The organism is Martinezella lusitana (assembly GCF_014207095.1).
GTDB lineage: Bacteria > Pseudomonadota > Alphaproteobacteria > Rhizobiales > Rhizobiaceae > Rhizobium > Rhizobium lusitanum_B.
Window position 1 is genome coordinate 76,511 of the sequence record NZ_JACHBG010000005.1, and the last position, 20,796, is coordinate 97,306.

At 61.3% G+C, this 20,796-nt stretch carries 18 protein-coding genes; 10 read left to right on the forward strand and 8 right to left on the reverse strand.

Translation table 11 applies throughout. The annotated features are described in order from the left end of the window. The 5 genes from GGD46_RS13100 to GGD46_RS13120 all read right to left on the reverse strand — a co-directional run bounded on the left by GGD46_RS13100 (nucleotide 1) and on the right by GGD46_RS13120 (nucleotide 5,827). Nucleotides 1–1,419: an aspartate aminotransferase family protein gene (locus GGD46_RS13100; RefSeq protein WP_184704449.1), complete on the reverse strand. Its 1,419-nt coding sequence runs from the start codon at nucleotides 1,417–1,419 to the stop codon at nucleotides 1–3. A 20-nt stretch (nucleotides 1,420–1,439) separates the two neighbouring features. After that, on the reverse strand, nucleotides 1,440–2,123 hold the full coding sequence (locus GGD46_RS13105; protein ID WP_184704451.1) for an MtnX-like HAD-IB family phosphatase: 684 nt from the start codon (nucleotides 2,121–2,123) through the stop codon (nucleotides 1,440–1,442). Nucleotides 2,124–2,226: 103 nt separating this feature from the next. After that, nucleotides 2,227–3,603, reverse strand: coding sequence for a HAMP domain-containing sensor histidine kinase (locus GGD46_RS13110; RefSeq protein ID WP_184704453.1), 1,377 nt, complete (start codon nucleotides 3,601–3,603; stop codon nucleotides 2,227–2,229). Then, nucleotides 3,600–4,256, reverse strand: a complete 657-nt coding sequence (locus GGD46_RS13115) for a response regulator transcription factor (protein WP_184704455.1) — start codon at nucleotides 4,254–4,256, stop codon at nucleotides 3,600–3,602. The genes GGD46_RS13110 and GGD46_RS13115 overlap by 4 nt, the downstream gene beginning before the upstream one ends. A gap of 143 nt (nucleotides 4,257–4,399) precedes the next feature. Beyond that, nucleotides 4,400–5,827 carry a PLP-dependent aminotransferase family protein gene (locus GGD46_RS13120; protein ID WP_184704457.1) on the reverse strand — a complete coding sequence of 476 codons (1,428 nt, stop codon included), beginning with the start codon at nucleotides 5,825–5,827 and terminating at the stop codon, nucleotides 4,400–4,402. A 108-nt stretch (nucleotides 5,828–5,935) separates the two neighbouring features. Between GGD46_RS13120 and GGD46_RS13125 the strand changes: the two genes are divergently transcribed. The 4 genes from GGD46_RS13125 to GGD46_RS13140 all read left to right on the forward strand — a co-directional run bounded on the left by GGD46_RS13125 (nucleotide 5,936) and on the right by GGD46_RS13140 (nucleotide 9,493). Then, the gene (locus GGD46_RS13125) at nucleotides 5,936–6,799 is read left to right on the forward strand and encodes a DMT family transporter (protein WP_184704459.1); all 864 of its coding nucleotides are present in this window, start codon (nucleotides 5,936–5,938) and stop codon (nucleotides 6,797–6,799) included. An 85-nt stretch (nucleotides 6,800–6,884) separates the two neighbouring features. Beyond that, complete coding sequence (locus GGD46_RS13130; protein WP_184704461.1) at nucleotides 6,885–7,349, forward strand: DUF1348 family protein; 465 nt, start codon at nucleotides 6,885–6,887, stop codon at nucleotides 7,347–7,349. Nucleotide 7,350: 1 nt separating this feature from the next. Next, nucleotides 7,351–7,914, forward strand: a complete 564-nt coding sequence (locus GGD46_RS13135; protein WP_184704463.1) for a TetR/AcrR family transcriptional regulator — start codon at nucleotides 7,351–7,353, stop codon at nucleotides 7,912–7,914. 262 nt (nucleotides 7,915–8,176) lie between these two features. Further along, nucleotides 8,177–9,493 (forward strand): glucoamylase family protein, encoded by a 1,317-nt coding sequence (locus GGD46_RS13140; RefSeq protein ID WP_184704466.1) that lies wholly within the window; start codon nucleotides 8,177–8,179, stop codon nucleotides 9,491–9,493. A 215-nt stretch (nucleotides 9,494–9,708) separates the two neighbouring features. Here the strand turns inward: GGD46_RS13140 and GGD46_RS13145 are convergent, their stop codons facing one another. Together GGD46_RS13145 and GGD46_RS13150 are read right to left on the reverse strand one after the other, a co-directional pair. Beyond that, nucleotides 9,709–10,698 carry an Ldh family oxidoreductase gene (locus GGD46_RS13145; protein WP_184704468.1) on the reverse strand — a complete coding sequence of 330 codons (990 nt, stop codon included), beginning with the start codon at nucleotides 10,696–10,698 and terminating at the stop codon, nucleotides 9,709–9,711. A gap of 141 nt (nucleotides 10,699–10,839) precedes the next feature. Then, nucleotides 10,840–12,123, reverse strand: coding sequence for an FAD-binding oxidoreductase (locus GGD46_RS13150; protein WP_184704469.1), 1,284 nt, complete (start codon nucleotides 12,121–12,123; stop codon nucleotides 10,840–10,842). Between the two features lie 289 nt (nucleotides 12,124–12,412). On the opposite strand from GGD46_RS13150, the gene GGD46_RS13155 reads away from it, so the two are divergent. Then, nucleotides 12,413–12,649, forward strand: a complete 237-nt coding sequence (locus tag GGD46_RS13155) for an Lrp/AsnC ligand binding domain-containing protein (RefSeq protein ID WP_004125824.1) — start codon at nucleotides 12,413–12,415, stop codon at nucleotides 12,647–12,649. Between the two features lie 410 nt (nucleotides 12,650–13,059). Beyond that, on the forward strand, nucleotides 13,060–14,262 hold the full coding sequence (locus GGD46_RS13160; protein ID WP_184704471.1) for a glycosyltransferase family 4 protein: 1,203 nt from the start codon (nucleotides 13,060–13,062) through the stop codon (nucleotides 14,260–14,262). Here the strand turns inward: GGD46_RS13160 and GGD46_RS13165 are convergent. Then, complete coding sequence (locus GGD46_RS13165; RefSeq protein WP_184704473.1) at nucleotides 14,229–15,083, reverse strand: glycosyltransferase family 2 protein; 855 nt, start codon at nucleotides 15,081–15,083, stop codon at nucleotides 14,229–14,231. The two genes, GGD46_RS13160 and GGD46_RS13165, sit on opposite strands and share 34 nt — an antisense overlap. Before the next feature lie 183 nt (nucleotides 15,084–15,266). On the opposite strand from GGD46_RS13165, the gene GGD46_RS33770 reads away from it, so the two are divergent. The 4 genes from GGD46_RS33770 to GGD46_RS13180 all read left to right on the forward strand — a co-directional run bounded on the left by GGD46_RS33770 (nucleotide 15,267) and on the right by GGD46_RS13180 (nucleotide 20,719). Continuing rightward, complete coding sequence (locus tag GGD46_RS33770; RefSeq protein WP_246806292.1) at nucleotides 15,267–16,781, forward strand: lipopolysaccharide biosynthesis protein; 1,515 nt, start codon at nucleotides 15,267–15,269, stop codon at nucleotides 16,779–16,781. Nucleotides 16,782–16,791: 10 nt separating this feature from the next. Beyond that, the gene (locus tag GGD46_RS33775) at nucleotides 16,792–18,582 is read left to right on the forward strand and encodes an alpha/beta fold hydrolase (protein ID WP_246806293.1); all 1,791 of its coding nucleotides are present in this window, start codon (nucleotides 16,792–16,794) and stop codon (nucleotides 18,580–18,582) included. A gap of 63 nt (nucleotides 18,583–18,645) precedes the next feature. Beyond that, nucleotides 18,646–19,314, forward strand: a complete 669-nt coding sequence (locus GGD46_RS13175; RefSeq protein ID WP_184704475.1) for a response regulator — start codon at nucleotides 18,646–18,648, stop codon at nucleotides 19,312–19,314. Beyond that, entirely contained in the window at nucleotides 19,304–20,719 is a 1,416-nt protein-coding gene (locus GGD46_RS13180) for a sensor histidine kinase (RefSeq protein ID WP_184704477.1), read from the forward strand. Before GGD46_RS13175 ends, GGD46_RS13180 begins: the two co-directional genes overlap by 11 nt. Nucleotides 20,720–20,796: the final 77 nt, after the last annotated feature.

Here is a 20,796-nt window from a genome sequence, read left to right on the forward strand (position 1 = left end):
TTATCTCCGGGCAGCGCGCGTTAGAAGCTGATCGAGCAGGGCAAGCGCCAGATCGATCTCTTCGCGGGTGATGAGCAGGTTCGGCGCGAAGGTGATGACGTTCTTGTGGTAGCCGCCGACATCGAGCACGAGACCGTAGGTCTTGCCGCCCACCTGAAGGTCGCCCTTCATGCCTTCGTCGCACATCCAGTCCATCGTCGCCTTGCTGGGCGTGTAGCTGTCTTCTTCGCAGATTTCCATGCGCAGTGCGAGGCCGAGACCATCGACTTCGCCGACGATGGCGTGGCGCTTCTGCAGCTGCTTCAGCCCGTCGAGGAAATGAGCGCCCTTTTCCATGACGGCGGCGCCGAAATCTTCCTCTTCCAGCATCTTCATCGTTTCGAGCGCAACGGCAGTGCCCATCGGGTTGCTGGCGAAGGTCGAGTGCGTGGAGCCGGGCGGGAAGATGGTCGGGTTGATCATCTCTTCGCGGGCCCAGACGCCGGAAAGCGGGTTGAGACCGTTGGTAATTGCCTTGCCGAAGATCAGCGCATCAGGCGAAACGCCGAAGTGCTCGATCGACCAGAGCTTGCCGGTACGATAGACGCCCATCTGGATTTCGTCGACGACGAGCAGGATGCCGTGATCGTCGAGCACCTTCTTTAGTTCGACGAAGAAGTTCATCGGCGGAATGACGTAGCCGCCGGTGCCCTGGATCGGCTCGATATAGAAAGCGGCATATTCGGACTTGCCGGCCTTCGGATCCCAGACGCCGTTATATTCGCTTTCGAACAGGCGGGCGAACTTCTGGACGCAATAGTGGCCGTATTCTTCCTTCGACATGCCCTTCGGGCCGCGGAAGTAGTAAGGAAACTCGACGAACTGAGCGCGGTCGCCGAAATGGCCGTAGCGGCGGCGATAACGGTAGCTCGAGGTGATGGCAGACGCGCCGAGCGTACGGCCGTGATAGCCACCCTCGAAGGCAAACATCAGGCTCTTGCCGCCGGTATAGTTGCGCACCAGCTTCAGCGAATCTTCAACGGCCTGCGAGCCGCCGACGTTAAAGTGAACGCGGCCCTTGCGGCCGAACTTGCGCTCGGCATCCTGGGCGATCATCGCGGCAAGTTCGACCTTCTCGCGATGCAGGTACTGCGAGGCGACCTGCGGCAACACGTCGAGCTGACGATGAGCGGCAGCGTTCAGACGCTCGTTGCGGTAGCCGAAATTGACGGCGGAGTACCACATCTGCAGATCGAGGAACGGCGTTCCGGTACGATCATAGACGAAGGAGCCTTCGCATCCTTCGAAGAATTTTGGCTTGTCCGTGTAATGAACCGTATCGCCGTGAGAGCAATAGGCCTCTTCAAGCGCGCGCAATTCCTCTTCGGAGCGGAGAGACTCGGTCTCGCCGCTGAAGGCTTCAGCTGTATTCGTTTTCATTCAATGCCTCTCGGTCAAATTCACGCTGTCTTGAAGTGCGGCAGCGTACGGGAGCGTCGCTCGACGCTCGGGAGAACGGCTTCCATCTTTGGAAGCAGATCGGAAAAGTCCTCGAAACCGACATATGGAATGTCGTTTTCTTCACAGTAGTCGACAAGCTTGGCCTTCGCGAACACAAGATCCACCTTGTCGGAAACACAGAAATCGCTCCGCCCGTCGCCGATATAGACCTGAAGGTCGTTGCTATCGACAACGCGGCACTTGCAGACGCCGGCGCCAGATACGCAGCCCGTCGCCTGGAACGGCGGGAACAGCGAATAGGCCTCGCGGCCCTGGGTGACGCTGCAGGTCAGCACATTGGCAACGATCGGCAGGCCGTTGATGCCGTGGCGCGCCAAGATCCGGCGAATGAAATAGTCCACACCGTCGCTGACGACGGTCACGGGCAATTCGCCGTTGCGGCAATAGGACAGGAAGCCTTCGAAACCCGGATCGATCGACACCGTGTCGAGAAACTGGTCGAGCTCCGCCCGGCTTGCCTGAATGAGAGCGATCTGGCGGCGCATACATTCGCCCGAACCGATCTGCCCCTGCTTCCAGAGCTGCTCGATATCTTCCCACTCGGAACCGGCGAAACGCGTCAACACCATATCCGTCGCGTCTTCGATGGATATGGTTCCATCAAAATCGCAAAACACCTGCATGAAATACCCTTTCGCCTTATCCCAAGTTGCGTCTAACAACCTCGGATGAGCCGTGCATGAGTGGAAAATGAAGCGAAAATGAAAAACGATGGTAAGTTGATTGTTAACCCGCGAGCAATCTCAGGTCTACCTGCAGGCCTTTGCTCCAACGTGGCGTAGAGAGCTCGACCGTCGCTGAAAGCCGGTCCGCGGTATCGGCGACGATCGCAAGACCGAGCCCGGCGCCTTCGGTTTGAAGCGTGTTGAGCCGGTAGAACCTCTGGAACACCGCCTCGCGCTCCTGAATAGGGATGCCCGGCCCGCTATCGCTGATCGAGATCTGACCGACGCCGTCATCCTCAGAAATAACAACCCTGATCTTCCCGCCGACGGGGGTATATTTGATCGCATTGTCCAGCAGGTTGGTGACCATCATGCGCATCAGGGATTCGTCGGTCTTGACCTCGACCGTCTCATCGCCTTCGAGCACAACGTCGAGTTCACGGCTCGTGATGATCTTGCCGAATTCGGCAAGCACCGACGCCACCAGATGATGAAGTGTCACAGAGGTCGGATTAAGCGGATGATGGCTTACCCTTGCCAGCCGCAAGAGCTGCTCGATGAGATGCGTGGCATTGTTGTTGCTCGCGACGAGGTCGGCAATGATCGCCTGTCGCTCGTGCTCGTTTTCGCTGTTGCCGAGCATCTGCAAAAGCAGCTTCACACTGGCCTGCGGCGTACGGAGCTGATGCGCGGCGAGATCTGAAAAACGGCGCTCCAGCGTCAGCGAGCGGCCGAGCTTTTCCAGCAGCTGGTTGATCGAGCGGCCGAGCGGCAGCAGGTCGCGCGGCAGGCTTTCGACCGGAATGGCCGAGAGATCGTCGGGCGAGCGGGTACGGATCTGCCGCACCAGCCCGTGAATGGTGCGCAGGCCGCTGTTGATGCCGAGCCAGATGAGAAAGCCGATGACCGGCACGAGGATCAGCAGCGGGAAGAAAAGATTGAGGAGAATGTTGGAAACAAGTGTCTCGCGCAGATCGATCTTTTCTCCGAGTTCGATCACGATCGTCGTGTTCGGAATGGGCAGCGAGTAGATACGCCAATCCTCGCCGCCATAGGTCAGCGTCGTGAACCCTACCTTCTGCTGCGGCACATCGGACAGGAACGCGGTGCTGCTATAGAAGCGGATCTTGCCGTCGACCCAGGCGCGAAACATGTGCGCGTCGGCATAGTCGTCGGCGTCCTCGTTGAAGGCCAGCTGGTTGTCCATGTTGAAGTCGATATCGTCGATCTGCTTCGCGGCATGCCCCGGCGTCTTTTCCAGCGGGTGGCGCAGCAGGCTCCAGATGACATTGGCATCGTCGATGAGCTGAGCGTCGTAGATATTGTTGATCTCGCGCGTCGCACTGTTGAAGGCGAAGGCGCCGATCACGACGATCGTCACCACGACGACAGGTGCGATGCGCAGAAACAGCTTGCGGGTAAGCGTGGAGTTGTTCATCGCTCGATCATATAGCCTACGCCGCGGATCGACTTGATGAAATCGGTACCGAGCTTCTTTCTGAGATTGTAGATCGTCACTTCGATCGTGTTGCTTTCGACGGTGTTTTCGGCGTCATAAAGCGCGTATTCGATATCGTTCTTCGTCACATAGCGGCCGCTGCGCTCCATCAAAAGCTTCAGCAGATGAAACTCCTTGGCCGTGGTATGCACCGGCGTGCTGCCTTTGCGCGCGACCATGGCGGAAGGATCGACCTCCACGTCGCCGCAGCGGATGACGCTTTCGGTGCGGCCGTCGCGCCGGCGGATGAGCGCGCGCAGACGCGCCAGCAATTCGTCGAGATCGAACGGCTTCACCAGATAATCGTCGGCGCCCTCGTCGAGACCCTCCACCTTCTGCCGCACGGAATCGAGCGCAGTCAGCAAAAGAACCGGAACCGAATTGCCGCGCTGGCGGATATGCCGCAAAACCTCCATGCCGCTGAGCTTGGGAAGATTGATGTCGAGGACGATCGCCGCAAAATGCGAATGCTCGGCAGCCTCCAGGCCGGATTCGCCATCACGCATCCAGTCGACGCCATAGGCGTGCTTTTCCAGAGCCTTCTTGAGCGAGGACCCCAGGATATTGTCGTCTTCAACAAGCAAAACGCGCACGTTCGACCCCATTTAGCCGAAAATTCTGTAGCAGATGCCGCCGCCATTGGCGTGGCCTTGTGGCAAAGCTATGACGGATCATTTCCGGATGGCAAGAGCATCCGCCCCTGCGGCCTCGAAACACCGCGAAACCCGATCCGCCTTCAACCTCCCGGCGGCGGCTGGCGCAACCTCCGCATCGATGCTTCAAGCACGGCGAATATCCGGACGTCCGTCGATTGCGCGACGTTGAAGCGCATGAAGCTGCCGGCATTCTCCGCCATGCTGAAGACATTGCCCGGCGCAAGGACAATGCCTTCGGCTAGGCAGGCGCGCGCGACGTCGGCCGCGTTCACTCCACCGGGCAGAACGCACCAGAGAAACATGCCGGCCTGCGGTTTCAGCCAGGGCACGATGCCGATGGCTTCCAGCCGTGTCGCCACCTCGCTCATGGTCTTGGCAAGCCTGACGCGTAGCGCCTCCACATGCTTGCGGTAGCTGCCGTCTTTCAGCGCGAGATAGACCAGTTCGGCCGACAACTGCCCACAGCTGAAGCTGCTTGCCACCTTGAGATCGACGAGACCGTCGATCCAATCCCGCCGCGCCGCGATGAAGCCACAGCGCGCCGAGGCCGAGAGCGTCTTCGAAAAGCTGCCGATATGGATCACCCGGTCGAGCCCGTCATAGGCGGCAAGACGGGGGGCCACAACATCTTCGAGGTCGGCGAAGATATCGTCCTCGATGATGATGAGATCGGAGGCATCCGCCAGTTTCAGCAAGCGATGCGCCGTCACGGGCGAGAGCACGGCACCGGTCGGATTGTGAATGGCCGAGTTGGTGATGTAGAGCCGCGGTTTGTGCCGCTCCAGCGCCTGACCGAACAGCGCGACATCCGGCCCCGTCGGCGTGAAGGGCACGGTGACGACGTTGGCGCGATGGGCACGCAGCAGCGCATGGAAATTGAAATAGCACGGATCGTCCACCAGCACGGTATCGCCCGGCTCAAGCAGGAAGCGGCACAGCAGATCGATCGCTTGCGTACCGGACTCCGTCAACAGGATCTGATCCGGCGGCACCGTAATGCCATGATCGCCGAGGCGCCGGGCCAGAAGCTGCCGCAGCGGAGGCAGGCCAAGCGGCGTCCCGTAATTGGCGAGCGCGCCGACATCTCCCCGCGCCAGCGTCCGCAGCGCCCGACGCAATGCCGCCTGCGGCAGCCAGGCGGGCGGAAGCCAGCCGCAGCCGGGCTTCAGGACATCATCGCCCACCTCGAGCGATTGTCGCGAAATCCACAGCGGATCGACATTGCGGTCCGAACTTGCGTCAGCCTCGGACAGCAAGAGCGGCGGCAGCGGGCCGCACACGTAGAAGCCCGAGCCCGGCCGGGAACGGATCACGCCCTCGGCGGCAAGCCGTTCATAGGCCTCGACCACGGTGGAAACCGATACTTGCATCGTCTTGGCAAAGCTTCTCACCGACGGAAGCCGCGCTCCCGGCATCAGGCTGCGAGCCGCGATTCGATCGGAGATCGCTGCCATCACCCCCTCGATGCGGGTGCCGCCAAGAGCTGATGTTGCCGACAGATTGTCCATCCGTACTGCATCCATTCCCATAACAGTTCTCGAAAATTGTACTGCACTGTCTCTGGATTGGCTAGTCGAACTCTCGGATACCGCGGGGGATCAAGAAGGAGCATGTAAATGGACAAGGCGACGGCAGGATGGATCTATGGATTGATCGGAGTGGTGATCTTCAGCGGATCGCTGCCGGCGACGCGTGTGGCCGTCATGGACTTCGATCCGCTGTTCCTGACCGTTGTCCGCGCGGTCATCGCCGGGCTACTCGGTCTGGGCCTGCTACTCCTCTTTCGCGAAAAACGGCCCGTGCGCGGCGATATCGTGCCCTTGGCGATCGTGTCGCTTGGCTGCGTCATCGGCTTTCCTTTGTTGACGGCGCTGGCGCTCAAGCATGTAACCTCGGCGCATTCCATCGTCTTCATCGGACTACTGCCGCTGGCGACCGCGATCTTCGGCGTCTTGCGTGGCGGTGAAAGGCCACGCCCTGCCTTCTGGATATTTTCCGCCATCGGCAGCGCGCTCGTCAGCGGCTATGCACTCAGCCAAGGCGTGTCGGCCTCACCGGTCGGCGATCTTTTGATGCTGGCAGCCGTCCTCATCTGCGGCCTCGGCTATGCCGAAGGAGCGGTTCTGTCGCGCCGGCTCGGCGGCTGGCAGGTCATCTGCTGGGCACTCGTCCTGTCCCTGCCGGTTACGATCGCACTCTGCCTCATCACTATGCCGCATACGGTCATCGGTATCGGCGGACCGGCCTGGATCGGCCTTGCCTATGTTTCGCTGTTCAGCATGCTGATCGGCTTCGTCTTCTGGTATCGCGGTCTCGCCCGGGGCGGCATCGCAGCCGTCGGTCAGCTGCAGTTCCTGCAGCCTTTCTTCGGCTTTGCGCTTGCGGCCGCGCTGCTCAAGGAAAGCGTCAGCTGGTCCATGCTCGCCGTAACGATCGCCGTCGTCGGCTGCGTCGCGGGCGCCAGGAAGTTCGCACGCTGAGCCGGCACGCCAGCTCCAATCGCGCCGCTTGACCTTCTAAACCGATCGGTCTATTAAAAACCAATCGGTTTAGAAGGAGCACATCATGCCGGCCCCTCTTGTCCCGCCATTCACTCTTGAAACAGCAATCGCCAAGGTCCGCATGGCCGAAGACGGCTGGAACAGCCGCGATCCGGAGCGCGTCTCCAAGGTCTACACGGAAGACAGCCTATGGCGGAACCGCGCCGAATTCCCGCGCGGCCGCAAGGAAATCGTCGAATTCCTGACACGCAAATGGGCAAGGGAACTCGACTACCGCCTTATCAAGGAACTCTGGGCCTTTGACGGCAATCGCATCGCCGTCCGTTTTGCCTATGAATGGCGCGACGATAGCGGCCACTGGTTCCGCTCCTACGGCAACGAAAACTGGGAATTCGATGTGGACGGGCTGATGCAGCGTCGCTTCGCCTCCATCAACGACATGCCGATCAAAGAAGAAGACCGGAAGTTCCATTGGCCGCTCGGCCCCAGGCCTGACGATCATCCCGGCCTTTCGGAACTCGGCCTCTGAGATGGCGCGCACCGTCTTCGAGAAATCTGATGCCGTTGCCCTCGTTGCCGAAGTTTTTCGCGAACTCGGCTACGAGGGGGCGTCGATGAGCGAGATCACCGCCCGCACAAAACTCTCCAAGGGCAGCCTTTATCACTTCTTTCCCGAGGGCAAGGAGCAGATGGCGGCGGAGATCATGGCCGATATCGACGCTTGGTTCGTCACCGAAATGTTCAGACCGCTCGAGGAGCAGGAGCCACGCGCGGCCATCGCCCGCATGTGGGAGACGACGGACAGCTATTTCCGCTCCGGCCGCCGTGTATGCCTGATCGGCGCTTTCGCCCTCGACGAAACCCGCGATCGGTTCACAAGCATGATCCATGGCTATTTTCACCGCTGGATCGAAGCGCTTGCCGGGTCTCTGATCAAGGCAGGGCTGCGCAACAACGAGGCGAAAGCACTTGCCGAAGAAGCCGTCGTCGGCATCCAGGGCGCACTGACACTCGCCAGAGCCCTTGGCGACGACACGATTTTCGGCAGAACCCTCGCAAGGCTGAGGCAAAGAATGGAAGCTGTGCTCAGCTAGTTCTGCCGGAAAGCAGACCGAATCACCGCCCGTCATGTGATCGCATCCCGTCTGAAAACGGGCGAATTGGGCCGCCTCGAAACGGCCAAGCGCCCGCTGAAGTCACGGGATCGATAGCGAAGCCAGACGATGCGCGGTGCATAAGACCCTGATCTTAAACAATCCTCCATAAATATGTGGCATTATTAACCATGTTTGATTTGCAACTATCCAAGCTCCCATGCTCAGCAGGAAATGGGAGCGCCGAGGAGACGGATAGACGATGCTGCAGCAGGTAAACGAAACCGACGACGCACTGATCGATCGCTTGCAACGGTCCGCGTTCGAATATTTCATGCTTCACACCAATCCTGAAAATGGACTGGTGGCCGATACATCAATCAAGACGAGCCATTGCAGCATCGCCGCAGTCGGCTTTGCGCTATCGAGCTATCCAGTTGCCGTCGAACGCGGCTGGATCAGCCGGGCCGATGCCGCCAAGCGCGTGCTGACCACGCTTGATTTCTTCGCTGACAGCCAGCAGGGCACCGAACGCGGCGCCACCGGCCATCGCGGTTTCTACTACCACTTCCTTTACATGGAGACCGGAAAGCGCGCCTGGAACAGCGAGCTTTCGACCATCGACAGCGGGCTGTTTCTGATCGGCGTGTTGACGGCCGCAGCCTATTTCACCGGCAATAGCCAGGTCGAGCGGGATATCCGCAAACAGGCGAAATTCCTCTACGAACGCTGCGATTGGCACTGGGCGCTGAACAAGGGGCCGACGATCAGCATGGGCTGGAAGCCGGGAAGCGGTTTCCTGCGCTGGCGTTATCAGGGCTATGACGAAGCGATCTTCCTCTATGTCCTGGCGCTCGGCTCGCCGACCCACCCGATCCCGCCGTCGAGCTACGACGCATTCGCCTCGACCTATACTTGGATGACCTTCCAGGAAACGCCTTACCTTTACGCCGGCCCGCTGTTCATTCACCTCTTCTCCCACGCCTGGATCGATTTCCGCGATATCCGCGACAAACACGTTGCCGACAAGGGCATCGACTACTTCCGCAACACGCAGACGGCAATATCAGTCCAGCGCGACTATACGGATCGCAATCCCAACCACTTTGTCGATTATGGGAAGGACATCTGGGGCCTTTCGGCCTGCGATGGCCCCAATCAGACAGGCACGAAACATAGCCTGCGATACGCTCCGAAACTCCTGGGCTATGCCGCACGTGGCGCGCCGCTCGGACCGGATGACGGCACGATCGCGCCTTGGGGCCCGCTGTCCTGTCTGCCCTTCGACCGCCAGGCCGCGCTGGACGGAACGAAGGCGCTGCTTTCGACCTATCCTAACCTGCTGCTCGACGGCCGCTTCCCCGGCGGTTTCAATCCGAGCGTCAATGGTCCAGGCCCCGAAGGCTGGGTGGACGACCGCTCGGTCGCGCTCGACCAGGGCCTGCTGGTCATGATGATCGAAAATGCCCGCACCGGCATGATCTGGAACCTGATGCGCCAGTCGCCAATCCTCCGCACCGGCCTTGAACGCGCCGGCTTCACCGGTGGTTGGCTGGACGAGAAGCCTGCTGTCGCGTGACTTGAAGATCATCGGCCAGTCTCAGTGCTCGGACTTAGCCCTTCACCCTAACACTCTCCCCGCATGCCGGGAGAGGGAACGATCAAGCCAGGCAACTGGCTGGTTGCATTCGGTGCCTTGTTTTCCACGGTGACTCCCTCTTCCCGCATAAGGGTTGAGGGGCCATATCTAGCCGCACGGCAAAATACATTCACCTGATCATCATCGCCAGCCGCTCAAAGCCGCCTGATTGCCTCAATCACCTCATCCTCGACGGTGATGCCTTCGGCCAGAGCAAGGCGCCGTGAAGTCTGCCCGCGCCGGCCGGGTAAGCGAACATCCGGATCCCGGGTAATCTCGCTCGCAAGCAGGGTCAGGCGCTGCGCCGTGTCGATGGCGCTCATAGCAGCTGGATTGATGGCTATGATCGTATGGCCAAGTGCCGGCGGCGCACCCTTGTCGTCGAAGAGCGACGACGCCTCGAAGGCATAGTTGGCGCCGGTGAGGCCGGCTGCCAGAATTTCCACCATCAGCGCCAACGCCGCACCTTTCGAATCGCCGGCTGGGACCATCGTCCCCGCAAGCGCCTCTTCGGCGTCGGTGGTCGGCCTTCCCTCGCGGTCGAAGGCCCAGCCTGCGGGAATGGGCGCACCCTGCTGCCGCGCCGCCATCACCTTGCCGCGCGCCACTTTCGAAAGCGCGAGATCGATGACGATCGGATCGTTGCCAGGAAGCGGCGCGGCAAAGGCGATGGGATTGGTGCCGAAGACCGGTGCCTTGCCGCCCCAGGGCGCCATGGCCGCCGGCGCATTGGCAACCATCAGCGCCACCAGCCCCAGATCGGCAAAGCGCTCCACCGTCAGGCCCATCACGCCGGCATGGTGCGAGCGGCTGATGGCCGCAAGCGCGATCCCCTGCTCGCGGGCAATATGCGGAAGCTCGGCAACGGCCAGATCGAGTGCGGGATAAGCGTAGCCATTGCCGGCATCGATGCGCAGCACGGCGGGGAATGGTCTGCTCATTTTCGGCACGGCGAGGCCATCGGTCTTGCCGGCCTTGGCCTGTCCGGCATAAGCGGGCACGCGGCGCAGGCCGTGGCCTCCCTGCCCGGCAGCTTCCGCCGCCGCCAATGCCACCGCGACGGAGCGGGCATTCTCCGCACTCACCCCGTTACGCTGCAGCGCCTCCACGACCAGCGTTTCGGCTTCGGCGAGCGACAGGTGCATGATGTGAAACCTTAAGACAGAGGGGGATGAAGACTCTCTACGATGTCATCGCCCTCATCGCAATGTAGCAAAGAGCCGGCCATTCCGTTGTGTCCCATCGTTATCGGCAGCTTGGTCTTCGCTTGGCGGTGGCTCGTTCTTCTAAACCCTGGCGCCGACGAAATGCGCCGCCTGGGCGCCGGCCTCATACCACATTTCCTTCACCGTCCTGAAGCTCGGCTCGATGACATCGGTCACCGGCAACGGCAGATCTGCTTCAGGGATATGGCCGAGGACATGGCCGGCAAGCACCTTGCCGAAGACGGTACCCGGCGCGATGCCGCGACCATTGTAGCCGGAGAAGCCAACGACATTGGGCGCGAACTTGTGGAAGCGCGGCAGCGCGTTGTCGGTCATGCCGATCTTGCCGTACCACTCGCATTCGAAGGGAATCTCGCCAAGCTGCGGGAAGAGTTTCCTGAGCGATCGCCGCGCCCAGTTCTTATGCACAGAAAGGCCGGTATTGCGCAGCGCCCCGACGCTGCCGAACACCAACCGACCCGCCTGATCCATGCGGAAGGACGACAGGATTTCCTTGGTATCCCATGCACCTTCGCGGCCGGGCAGCACCGATTTTGCAAGATTGTCGCCAAGGGGCACGGTGGCAAAATTGAAGTAGGGGAGATGCACCTGTTCGTTTCGCACCTGCTCCCAGGGGCCGGTGCTGTATGCATCTGTCGCGACGACGATCCAATTGGCGCTGACCTTGCCGGCGTCGGTCGATACCACCCATTTCGTACCGCTCTTTTCCGTCGAAGCGACCCGGCTGCCGGTGTAGATGGCAACGCCGGCCTTGATCACGGCATGAGCGAGGCCGCGCGCATAGGCAAGCGGCTGCAGCGTGCCGGCACGCATATCGAGCAGAGCGCCGGCATAGGCGGAGCTGCCAATGCGGCGCTCCGTCTCCTTGGCATCGAGCACCGTCACCGGCGCGCCGCGCTTGCCCCACTGACGCGCCCGTTCCTCGATTTCCTTCAAGCCTGCCGGGCCAACGGCGCAATGCAGCGTGCCGTTGCGCTCGAGCTCGCAGGCGATGCCATGCTTGTCGATCAGCTCCATCACCAGCCTCGGCGCATTGCCGAGAAGGTCTAGAAGCCGCTCGCCATGAATGGCGCCGAGCTCTCCGGGAAGGTCGTCGGGCATCACCCACATGCCGGCATTGATGAGGCCGACATTGCGTCCTGCCCCGCCGAAGCCGATCTCGTTGGCCTCCAGCAACACGACGCTGCTGCCCGCTTCGGCAAGGTGAAGCGCCGAAGATAATCCGGTATAACCGCCGCCGACCACGACCACATCGGCGGAAACATGACCGGCAAGCGGCTCTGTCGCCGGCGGCTGGGGCGCAGTCTTTTCCCAAAGGCCATGGGAACGGGGATCATTCAGCATGAAATCGGTCCAATCGACAGAGGCAATCGCGGCAATCTAGCGTTACACTTGCCATTGCGAAAGCGGCAAGAACGACATCCGGTAGACGGAACATGATGCCGAAATCGTGATCGGTTTTCGGACGACATCATGCTCCACTTCTTTGGTTCCAGAGCGGATTCAGATTTTAGGTCGAACAGATCAAAAATCATCCGGCTCCGGAGAAAAACTTGCGTGGCCACGGCGCTTTCGAGCATTATAGGGAAACGCTGGCCGCCGTTTCGGCCGCCGAAAGAACCAGGACAATCTCATGAAGCCTATTTTCGTTCAGCTCCAATGCGCCCCGGGTAAAACCTATGAGGTCGCCGACGCAATCTACCAGACGGAGCTGGTGTCGGAACTCTATTCCACCAGCGGCGAATACGACCTGCTGATGAAGGTCTACATCGCCGAAGAGCAGGATATCGGCAAGTTCATCAACGACCACATCGCCAATATCCCCGGCATCATCCGCTCGCTGACGACCCTGACCTTCCGAGCGTTTTGACCGTTCCGACCTCGGGTCGACGCATTGCCGCCTAAGGACATTCGAATACTGCCCCTCACCCCAGCCCTCTCCCCGTTTTGACGGGGGGAGGGAGTCCATTACCTTTTGTGCAGGGCGGGAATGCGCGGCAAACGCCGGAGCAGTCCCCTCTCCCTGCATTGCGGGGAGAGGGCTAGGGTGAGGGGCCAGGCACAATCGCCCGGCATCGACACGCTCACCGGACCAGCCCAAATCTCCCCAGCGCACCGCTTCACCATTAACCCTCTTGCCTGAAACAGCATGGCTTTCCCTCCGCGATTAAGCCCTTTTTAACCACCCGGATGATCTGCTTTGCCGACTGATCAACAAGCGGCGCGCTGCGGCGCCGGATTGCCGACGCTTGGCGCGGCATAGGGGTCGAGGGTGGATCGATGACATCGGCAGTTGCGGATATTCAGGCAAACAAGCAGGCCGCGCCGTTGATCGTGCATGTCGTGCGCCAGTTTCTGCCGAACAAGGGCGGTCTGGAAGACGTGGTTGCCAATCTCTGCCGCCAGCTGATCGCCCGCAGCTATCGCGTGCGCGTCGTCACCTGCAACAGCCTTTTCTCTGATCCCACCCGCGAACTCCCGGCAAACGAGACGATCGACGGCATCGAGATCGTGCGCATTCCCTGGTCCGGTTCCAGCCGCTACCCGCTGGCACCGCAGGTGTTCCGCCATATCGCCGACGCCGACCTCGTGCACGTCCATGCCGTTGATTTCTTTTTCGACGCGCTCACCTGGGGCAAACTGATGCATGGCCGGCCCATGGTCGCCACCACCCATGGCGGCTTCTTCCACACGCCGAAATACGCCGCCATCAAGAAGATCTGGTTCAATACGGCGACGAGACTTTCGGCGCTCGGCTATAACTCCGTGATCTGTTGCAGCCAGTCCGATGCCACGCTCTTTTCCAAGATCGCCAAAAGCCGCGTGCGCCTCATCGAGAACGGCGCCGATGTCGGCAAATTCGCCAACTGCGCTGCGCTGGAGGCACGCCGCCGCATCGTCACCATCGGCCGTTTCTCGGTCAACAAGCGGCTCGATCGCATGCTCGACGCCATGAAGGTTCTGGCCGCCCGCCACGCCGACTGGCACCTCGATATCATCGGCGCAGTCTCCGATCTCGACAAGCCGACGCTTGAAAAAGAAATTGCTGCCCGCAGCCTCGAACAGAATGTTTCTTTGCATGTGTCGATCGACGATTGCTCGATCCGCAATATCATCGCCCGCGCTTCGCTCTTTGCCTCGGCCTCCGAATATGAAGGCTTCGGCCTCGTGGCAATCGAGGCCATGAGCGCCGGTCTCTTGCCGGTGCTGAACACCAATGAAGCCTATAAGGCGATGGCCGAAACCCATCCGGCGCTGATGCTCTCGGATTTCTCCGATCCGGAAGCCGCCGCCGATAGCCTGACCGCCGCGTTCGAACGACTTCAGGCTGATGACCTGACATTGCGGCAGGAACTGCTGCGCGATGCCCGCGCCTATGCCTGGGACGAGGTGGCGCAGCGCTATATGGATGTCTATTCCGAAACCCTGGCTCCAAAGGGCAAGTCGCCTCAGCTGCTGCGCCAGCGCGGCCAGGCCGCATAGCCCTCCAGAATCCCCAGGAGCCACGCACGCTTGTAGCGGGCCGCATCGCGCTTGAGGCTGACCAAGGCCAGAAGCCAACCTATGATGGGCCTGAGCAGTCGATAGGCTACATAGGGAAACGGGAAAGCCTGCTTGCGAATAAGCGCACCGAAGCCGCGCCCATATTTGCGCGCCCGCTCCACCTGCCGCGGACCATAGTCGGTAGTGACGCGGTCATGATGGACGATCAGGTTCGGAAAGAATCTTACCCGTTTGCCGACGGCAAGCGTCCGCAACAGAAAATCGGCCTCTTCGCCACTCTGAAAGGGCGATTCCGAGCCGACGCCAAGGTTTTCATCGAAGCCGCCTATTTCGGCAAGCGCGGCACGGCGCACGAAGATGCCGTTCGAGTTGCCGCATCTGAGGTAGTTCCAACGCGTCAATTCAAGCTGGACGTCGCCGGTCGGGCTGACGGAGGTTACGCCCTCGACATCCAGCGTGCGGCCGGTAACGATCGCAAGCTCGGGATGCGCAATCAACAGTGCCTCGGCCGTGGTGAGCGTATCGGGGTCATACCAGCAATCATCGTCCGGAAAGCAAACATAGTCGCCTTCGGCGATGGCCATGCCATTGTTGCGTGCCCGCGAAAGTCCTTTTGCGGACTGGATGTGACGAATGATGAACTGGGAAGAGAAGCGTTCGATGAGCTCGTTCAGGCGACCGTCGACATTCTGGTCGACGAGAACGACCTCGAATTTCCGGTATCGCTGCCCGACTAATGATCGGAACAGGCGTTCGAGCTGGTCGAAGCGATCGACCGTGCAGACGACAAGGCTGAACAATGGAAGCCTCCGGGCAAGTTCCACTCGGCCAACACCAGAGAATCGAATATTAGCCGAAGTAAAAAATGAACTTGGTTCAGCATTAAACCCTAAATATTAAGGCATATGAAATAAAGCTGACGCTATCTCCACGAAGAGCCGGATGCCTATTGAGTTTCGGCGAATTGAGGGACGGTCATCTTCATGACGAAGAGCATCATGGCAAATTCGGTATTGAACGCTGTAGCGGGTTTGAGCCTGCTCGCGACCGGCTTTGCATGTTCGATCATCGCCGCGCGTCTGCTCGGCCCGGAAGCCAACGGTATCATCGCCTTCTCGCTGTGGCTGACGACGACGGGGGCGCTCGTTGCCGAGCTCGGAGCCGGCGTTACCCTGCTGCGCCTGCTGCCGCAATTGAAGGGACGAGGCTATTCGACGGAGGAGCGGCTTGGCTTTGCTGCCTACCTCCTGCAGCCGACGATCCTTGCCACGGTGGTCTTGCTCGTCGGCTACACCGCCTATTATTGGGATACGGAGCGGCTGCATTGGGCCGGCGACGCATCCGCCGTCGTCGCCATTACCGGCGTATTCTTCGTTCTCCAGTCGCTCGGCGCCTACAGCAAGAATTATCTGATCGGCGAGCAGCTGCTCAGCGCGTTCCTGCGCCTCACCCTGATGAGCTCGGGCTTGCAGTTGGTGACCGTACTGATCGGCGCGATCTTCTATGGCGTCAGCGGCGCTCTTGCCGGCTATGCGATCGGCCAGCTGCCGATGTTCTTTGCGACCCTTAGGATCGCCATTGCCCGCAAAAACAGCTGCGGCGTCGGCCTCGCCTCCCTCGTCAGCTCCTCCCTCGTTCTTTCCGTGGAGCTCGTCAACAGCTCGATCTTCCTCAACCGCATCGAACTGCTGTTCCTACAGCACTACTGGGGCATCGAAGCGGTCGGCTTCTATGCCGTCGGCCTGTCGCTCGCCAATCTGGCGCTGCAGCTGCCGGTGCAGCTGAGCGGCAGCCTGCTACCCTATTATTCCGAGCAGATGCATGCACGCGGCTCCGACAAGCTGCCGGTGCACGTCTTTGCCGGCGTGGCGCGCAGCCTGGCCTACATCACGCTGCCGATGAGCTTCGGCCTTGCCGCCATAGCACCCGAGCTGGTGGTGACGATCTTCGGCAAGCCCTTCGAGCCGAGCGGCGGGATGGTGGCACTGCTGTCGCTGACCGCGGCGCCCTACGTCGTCATGCAGATCTGCACGCAATATCTCTACTCGCTCGATCGCGTACGCGAGCGCACCATCATCGGCCTCATCGGAAGCGTCGTTATGGTCGTCGGCTGTTTCATCGCCGTGCCCTTCTATGGCGGCGAAGGCGCTGCACTCGTCCGCTTCCTCGCCTTTACCGCCATCTGCCTGCTGATGGTACGGCGCATGGAATTCGAGGGCTCGACGCGCGGCATGATGCTCAACCTCGCCAAGGTGACGCTGGCCGCCATTCTCTGCGCCGCTGCCGCCTACAGCTTCGTTCAAGCCTTGGCCGGTATTGCAGGGCTGGTGGGCGCCATCATTGCGGGTGCTCTCGCCTATGGCATCGCTCTCAGGCTGTTGAAAGCAGTGCCGGCCGAGGACATCGCCGTCTTGCAGAGAGTTGCGGCGCGGCTGCCTGCCCGTGCGCATCCGATTGCTATTCACGCTCTGGCGTTATTGGCGCCGCGTCGAATGTAAGGAGAAAATAATGGCTGGTTGGGGAGCCGCCGAAGATCAACACGAAACGAAAGACGTAAGATCGGCTGCAATGCCAGTGACCTTCGCCGGCACGGTCGGGCTGTTTATGGCCGCCGCCAAGCCATCGGCAGACACGGCGGTGCTGTTTCTCAGCCCCTGGGGCTTCGAGGAAATGTGCGTCCGCAAATTCTGGCGGATCCTGGCGGAAGATCTTTCCGATATCGGCGTAGCCAGCCTGCGTTTCGACTATGCCGGCACCGGTGACGCGCTCGACATCGCCGATGACGGCGAAGGTCTGACGTCTTGGGAAGAGACGGCATTTGCCGCCGCGGCAAAGTTGAAATCACTTTCCGGCTGCGATCGTCTCATCCTTATCGGCCAGGGCCTCGGCAGCGTCATCGCCACCCGGCTGGCGGAGCGCATTGCCGAAATCGATGGCATCGCCTTTCTCGCACCCGTCACCTCCGGCCGCGCGCATCTGCGCGAACTGACCGTCTGGTCGAAGATGATCGACGAGAGCATGGGGCTTTCGGAAGCGCAGCGCCAGACGGAAGGTGTCACCGTCGCCAGCCTGCGCATGCCCGACACGGTTGCCGACGCCGTCAAGAAGCTCAATCTGATGAACCTTGCCGGGCTCGCAACGCCGAACTGCCTGATACTCACAAGACCCAACCGCCCGGGCGACGCGGACTTTGCCCGCCAAATCGAGACATTGGTCCCGCATGTCGACCAGGCGATATATGAGGGCTACGACGATCTGGTGTCCAACCCCACCATTGCCGTCATGCCCGTAGTCGCTGGCCACAAGGTCGTGGAGTGGACAAGGTCGATTGCCGGCCAATCCTGCGCCTCCATGCCGAACGACTCCGAGGTGGCAAGTGCTACACCGCTTATCGGCGACGGTTTTGCCGAAACGCCGCTGCGCTTCGGTAAAGGACAGCGTCTCTACGGCATCCTCTGCGAACCCGAGGGCAAACGCAAAGGCGCGACGGCGCTGCTCTTGACCACCGCCTATGACAGGCATGCCGGCTGGGGACGGATGTCGGTCACCATGGCGCGGGCACTTGCGCGCGACGGCATTGCCTCGCTGCGCTTCGACACTGCCAATGTCGGCGACAGTCCCCCACTCCCCGACGCACCAGAACAAGTGCTCTACTCAAGGGAGCAGCAACGCGACGTCGCCGAAGCACTCGACTTGCTGGAAGCACGCGAGCTTCTGCCGGCCTTTGCCATCGGCCGCTGCAGCGGCGGCTATCTCGCCTTCCAGGCAGCTGTGCGCGATACCAGATGCCAGGGTCTCGTGACGGCCAACCCCTACAGCTTCTACTGGGACGAGAGCCGATCGGTCGACGAAGCCCTGCGCTTCGCTCCGCGATCGCTTGAAACCTACGGACGGAAATTCCTGCAGCTGGAAACGCTGAAGCGGCTTTTGGGCGGACAGATCGATGCAAAAAGCGCCTTGCGCAACCTAGCGACCGTGCTCAGCCGCCGCGCCATGCGCTCCGGCCGCCGATTGCTTGGCGTCTTGCCTTTCCTTGCCGGCGCTCAAGGCCCGGTCATCAATGGCTTCCGCGCGCTCTCCAAACGCCGGGTCGACATATCGCTGATCTATAGCGCCCACGACATCGGCCTCGATCATCTCCGCGAGCAGTTCGGCCAGGATGCCGCTGGCCTGAAGCAGTTCCCGGAGATCCGCCTTACCCTCATTGCCGAGGCGGACCACAATCTGACCCCGCCCGATGCACGCAGGATCTATCTGCAGGAGGTGAAGGAGATGGGATTGAGGCTTGGAAAGGCTTGAATCTCGACTGCAATCATCGCCCGCAATACTCGCCATCTCAAGCGGTTGCTGTATAGTTGCTCCATGAGGCTCCTGATCGTCGAAGACAATCGCGAACTGGCGTCCTGGCTCAGCAAGGCGCTGCGTCAGGCGCAATATGTCGTCGATATCGCCTATGACGGCGAAGATGCCGAACATATGTTGAAGGTGGCGGCCTATGCCGTCGTCATTCTGGACCTGTCGCTGCCGAAAATGGACGGATTGACGCTGCTGAAGCGCCTGCGTCAGAGCGGCAACAAGGTGCCGGTCATCATCCTGACAGCCAATGCCAGCCTGGACGGCCGGGTCGCCGGCCTCGACAGCGGCGCCGACGACTACCTGGCCAAGCCCTTCGAAATTGCCGAGCTCGAGGCGCGCATCCGCGCCGCCGTTCGCCGCGGCCACGATCGCGCCGCACCCGAAATCGCCGTCGGCGACTTGCTGTTCGATGGCGGCACCCGGCAATTCTATCTTGCCGGCGAAGCCCTGTCGCTGACCCCGCGCGAACATGCCGTGCTCGAACATCTCGTCATGAAGGCCGGAACGACGGTGACCAAGGCGACGCTCTCGGAAAGCGTCTTTGGCTTTGACGATCTCGCCGATACCAGCGCCATCGAAATCTACGTCCACCGCGTCCGCAAGAAGCTCGAAGGCAGCACCGTGCAGATCGCGACGCTGCGCGGGCTGGGTTACCTCCTCCGTCATGCGCAGTGAGGAAACTCCCCCGACGAAAGGCCGTCTGCGCCGAACCATCCGGGCACTGACGAATAGCCTGCGCGCCCAATTGTTCGCCTGGGTGGTGCTGACGCTGATCGGCGCGATCTGCGTCAACCTCTACCTCAGCTTCCGGACCGCCGATGCGACCGCCAAGCTCGTTACCGATCGCACCCTGCTCGCTTCGGCTCGCGTGATCGCAGAGGCCGTACGTGTCGATGCCAGCGGCACCGTGCAGAGCGACATCCCACCCGCCGCATTGGAGATGTTCGATACGGGCTACGGCGACCGCGTCTTCTACCAGGTCGTGACGGCATGGGGAAATCTCGTCGCCGGCTTTCCCGATATGTCGCGGCCAAAGCGCGACATGATCGGCGAGGACAGAACCTTTCGAAGCGACGGCGTCCGCATGCTGATGCTGAGCCATCCTGTGGTCGGCCTCGATCAGGACGGCACGATTTCCGTCGCCGTTGCGGTCACCCACAACAGCCAATATGCCATGCGCCGCAGATTGTGGCTGTCCGATTTTACAAAGCAGCTCGCGCTTGTACTGATCGCCGGCCTCGTCACCATTCTCGGCCTGCAGCGCGGCTTGTCGCCGGTGCTGCGGCTGCGGGACGCGGTGCGCGAGCGCGGCCGCCAGCGGCTGGACCCGCTCGAGCCGGACATGGTGCAAAGCGAACTGCGCCCTTTGGTGCACGCCCTTAATGACCATATGGAGCGCGTACAGAACCAGATGGCGGCGCAGCGCCGCTTCGTTTCCAATGCCGCCCACCAGCTACGCACACCGCTTGCGCTCATCTCAACGCAGGCAAGCGTTGCCGCGCGAGAAACCGACGACCGCAACCGCGACGAGGCGCTGGCCGCATTGCGTTCCAGCACGCGGCACGTCACGCGGCTTGCAAGCCAGCTTCTCACGCTCTCACGCGCTGAGCCCGGCAGCCGCCGGCCGCGAAACGACACGATCGACCTTGCCGACACGGCCCGGCAAGTGTTGCAAACCCTGGCGGAAGAGGCATTGCGCCGGAATATCGATCTGGGGCTGGAAGCCGACGAAACGCCCGTTCGCGTCGAGGGCGACGGCACCATGCTGCGCGAAATGCTGGTCAATCTTGTCGACAACGCCCTGCGCTACACGCAGCCGGACGGTCGGGTCACGGTCGGTGTCGGACGTGAGGGAGATACGGCACTGCTATGGGTGGAGGATAACGGACCGGGCATTCCCGAAGCCGAGCGCGGCCAGGTGTTCGAACGCTTCTATCGCATCATGGGAACGGAGCCGGAAGGCAGCGGCCTGGGGCTCGCCATCGTCCGCGAAGTCGTCGATGGCGCCGGCGGATCGGTGACACTCGCCGATGCCGTCGGCGGCGGCTTGTTGGTCAGCGTGCGCCTGCCGGCCGTGTGAGAGTGCAGGCCGCGGTGATGACGGGATGGTCCCTCTCCCCGCTCGCGGGGAGAGGGGCGCTCCTGTGTTCGCACAGC

Coding starts and splice junctions, on each gene's coding strand:
- GGD46_RS13100 (WP_184704449.1), bottom strand. CDS start 1,419: ATGAAAACGAATACAGCTGAAGCCTTCAGCGGCGAGACCGAGTCTCTC.
- GGD46_RS13105 (WP_184704451.1), bottom strand. CDS start 2,123: ATGCAGGTGTTTTGCGATTTTGATGGAACCATATCCATCGAAGACGCG.
- GGD46_RS13110 (WP_184704453.1), bottom strand. CDS start 3,603: ATGAACAACTCCACGCTTACCCGCAAGCTGTTTCTGCGCATCGCACCT.
- GGD46_RS13120 (WP_184704457.1), bottom strand. CDS start 5,827: ATGGACAATCTGTCGGCAACATCAGCTCTTGGCGGCACCCGCATCGAG.
- GGD46_RS13125 (WP_184704459.1), top strand. CDS start 5,936: ATGGACAAGGCGACGGCAGGATGGATCTATGGATTGATCGGAGTGGTG.
- GGD46_RS13130 (WP_184704461.1), top strand. CDS start 6,885: ATGCCGGCCCCTCTTGTCCCGCCATTCACTCTTGAAACAGCAATCGCC.
- GGD46_RS13135 (WP_184704463.1), top strand. CDS start 7,351: ATGGCGCGCACCGTCTTCGAGAAATCTGATGCCGTTGCCCTCGTTGCC.
- GGD46_RS13140 (WP_184704466.1), top strand. CDS start 8,177: ATGCTGCAGCAGGTAAACGAAACCGACGACGCACTGATCGATCGCTTG.
- GGD46_RS13145 (WP_184704468.1), bottom strand. CDS start 10,698: ATGCACCTGTCGCTCGCCGAAGCCGAAACGCTGGTCGTGGAGGCGCTG.
- GGD46_RS13150 (WP_184704469.1), bottom strand. CDS start 12,123: ATGCTGAATGATCCCCGTTCCCATGGCCTTTGGGAAAAGACTGCGCCC.
- GGD46_RS13155 (WP_004125824.1), top strand. CDS start 12,413: ATGAAGCCTATTTTCGTTCAGCTCCAATGCGCCCCGGGTAAAACCTAT.
- GGD46_RS13160 (WP_184704471.1), top strand. CDS start 13,060: ATGACATCGGCAGTTGCGGATATTCAGGCAAACAAGCAGGCCGCGCCG.
- GGD46_RS33770 (WP_246806292.1), top strand. CDS start 15,267: ATGACGAAGAGCATCATGGCAAATTCGGTATTGAACGCTGTAGCGGGT.
- GGD46_RS33775 (WP_246806293.1), top strand. CDS start 16,792: ATGGCTGGTTGGGGAGCCGCCGAAGATCAACACGAAACGAAAGACGTA.
- GGD46_RS13175 (WP_184704475.1), top strand. CDS start 18,646: ATGAGGCTCCTGATCGTCGAAGACAATCGCGAACTGGCGTCCTGGCTC.
- GGD46_RS13180 (WP_184704477.1), top strand. CDS start 19,304: ATGCGCAGTGAGGAAACTCCCCCGACGAAAGGCCGTCTGCGCCGAACC.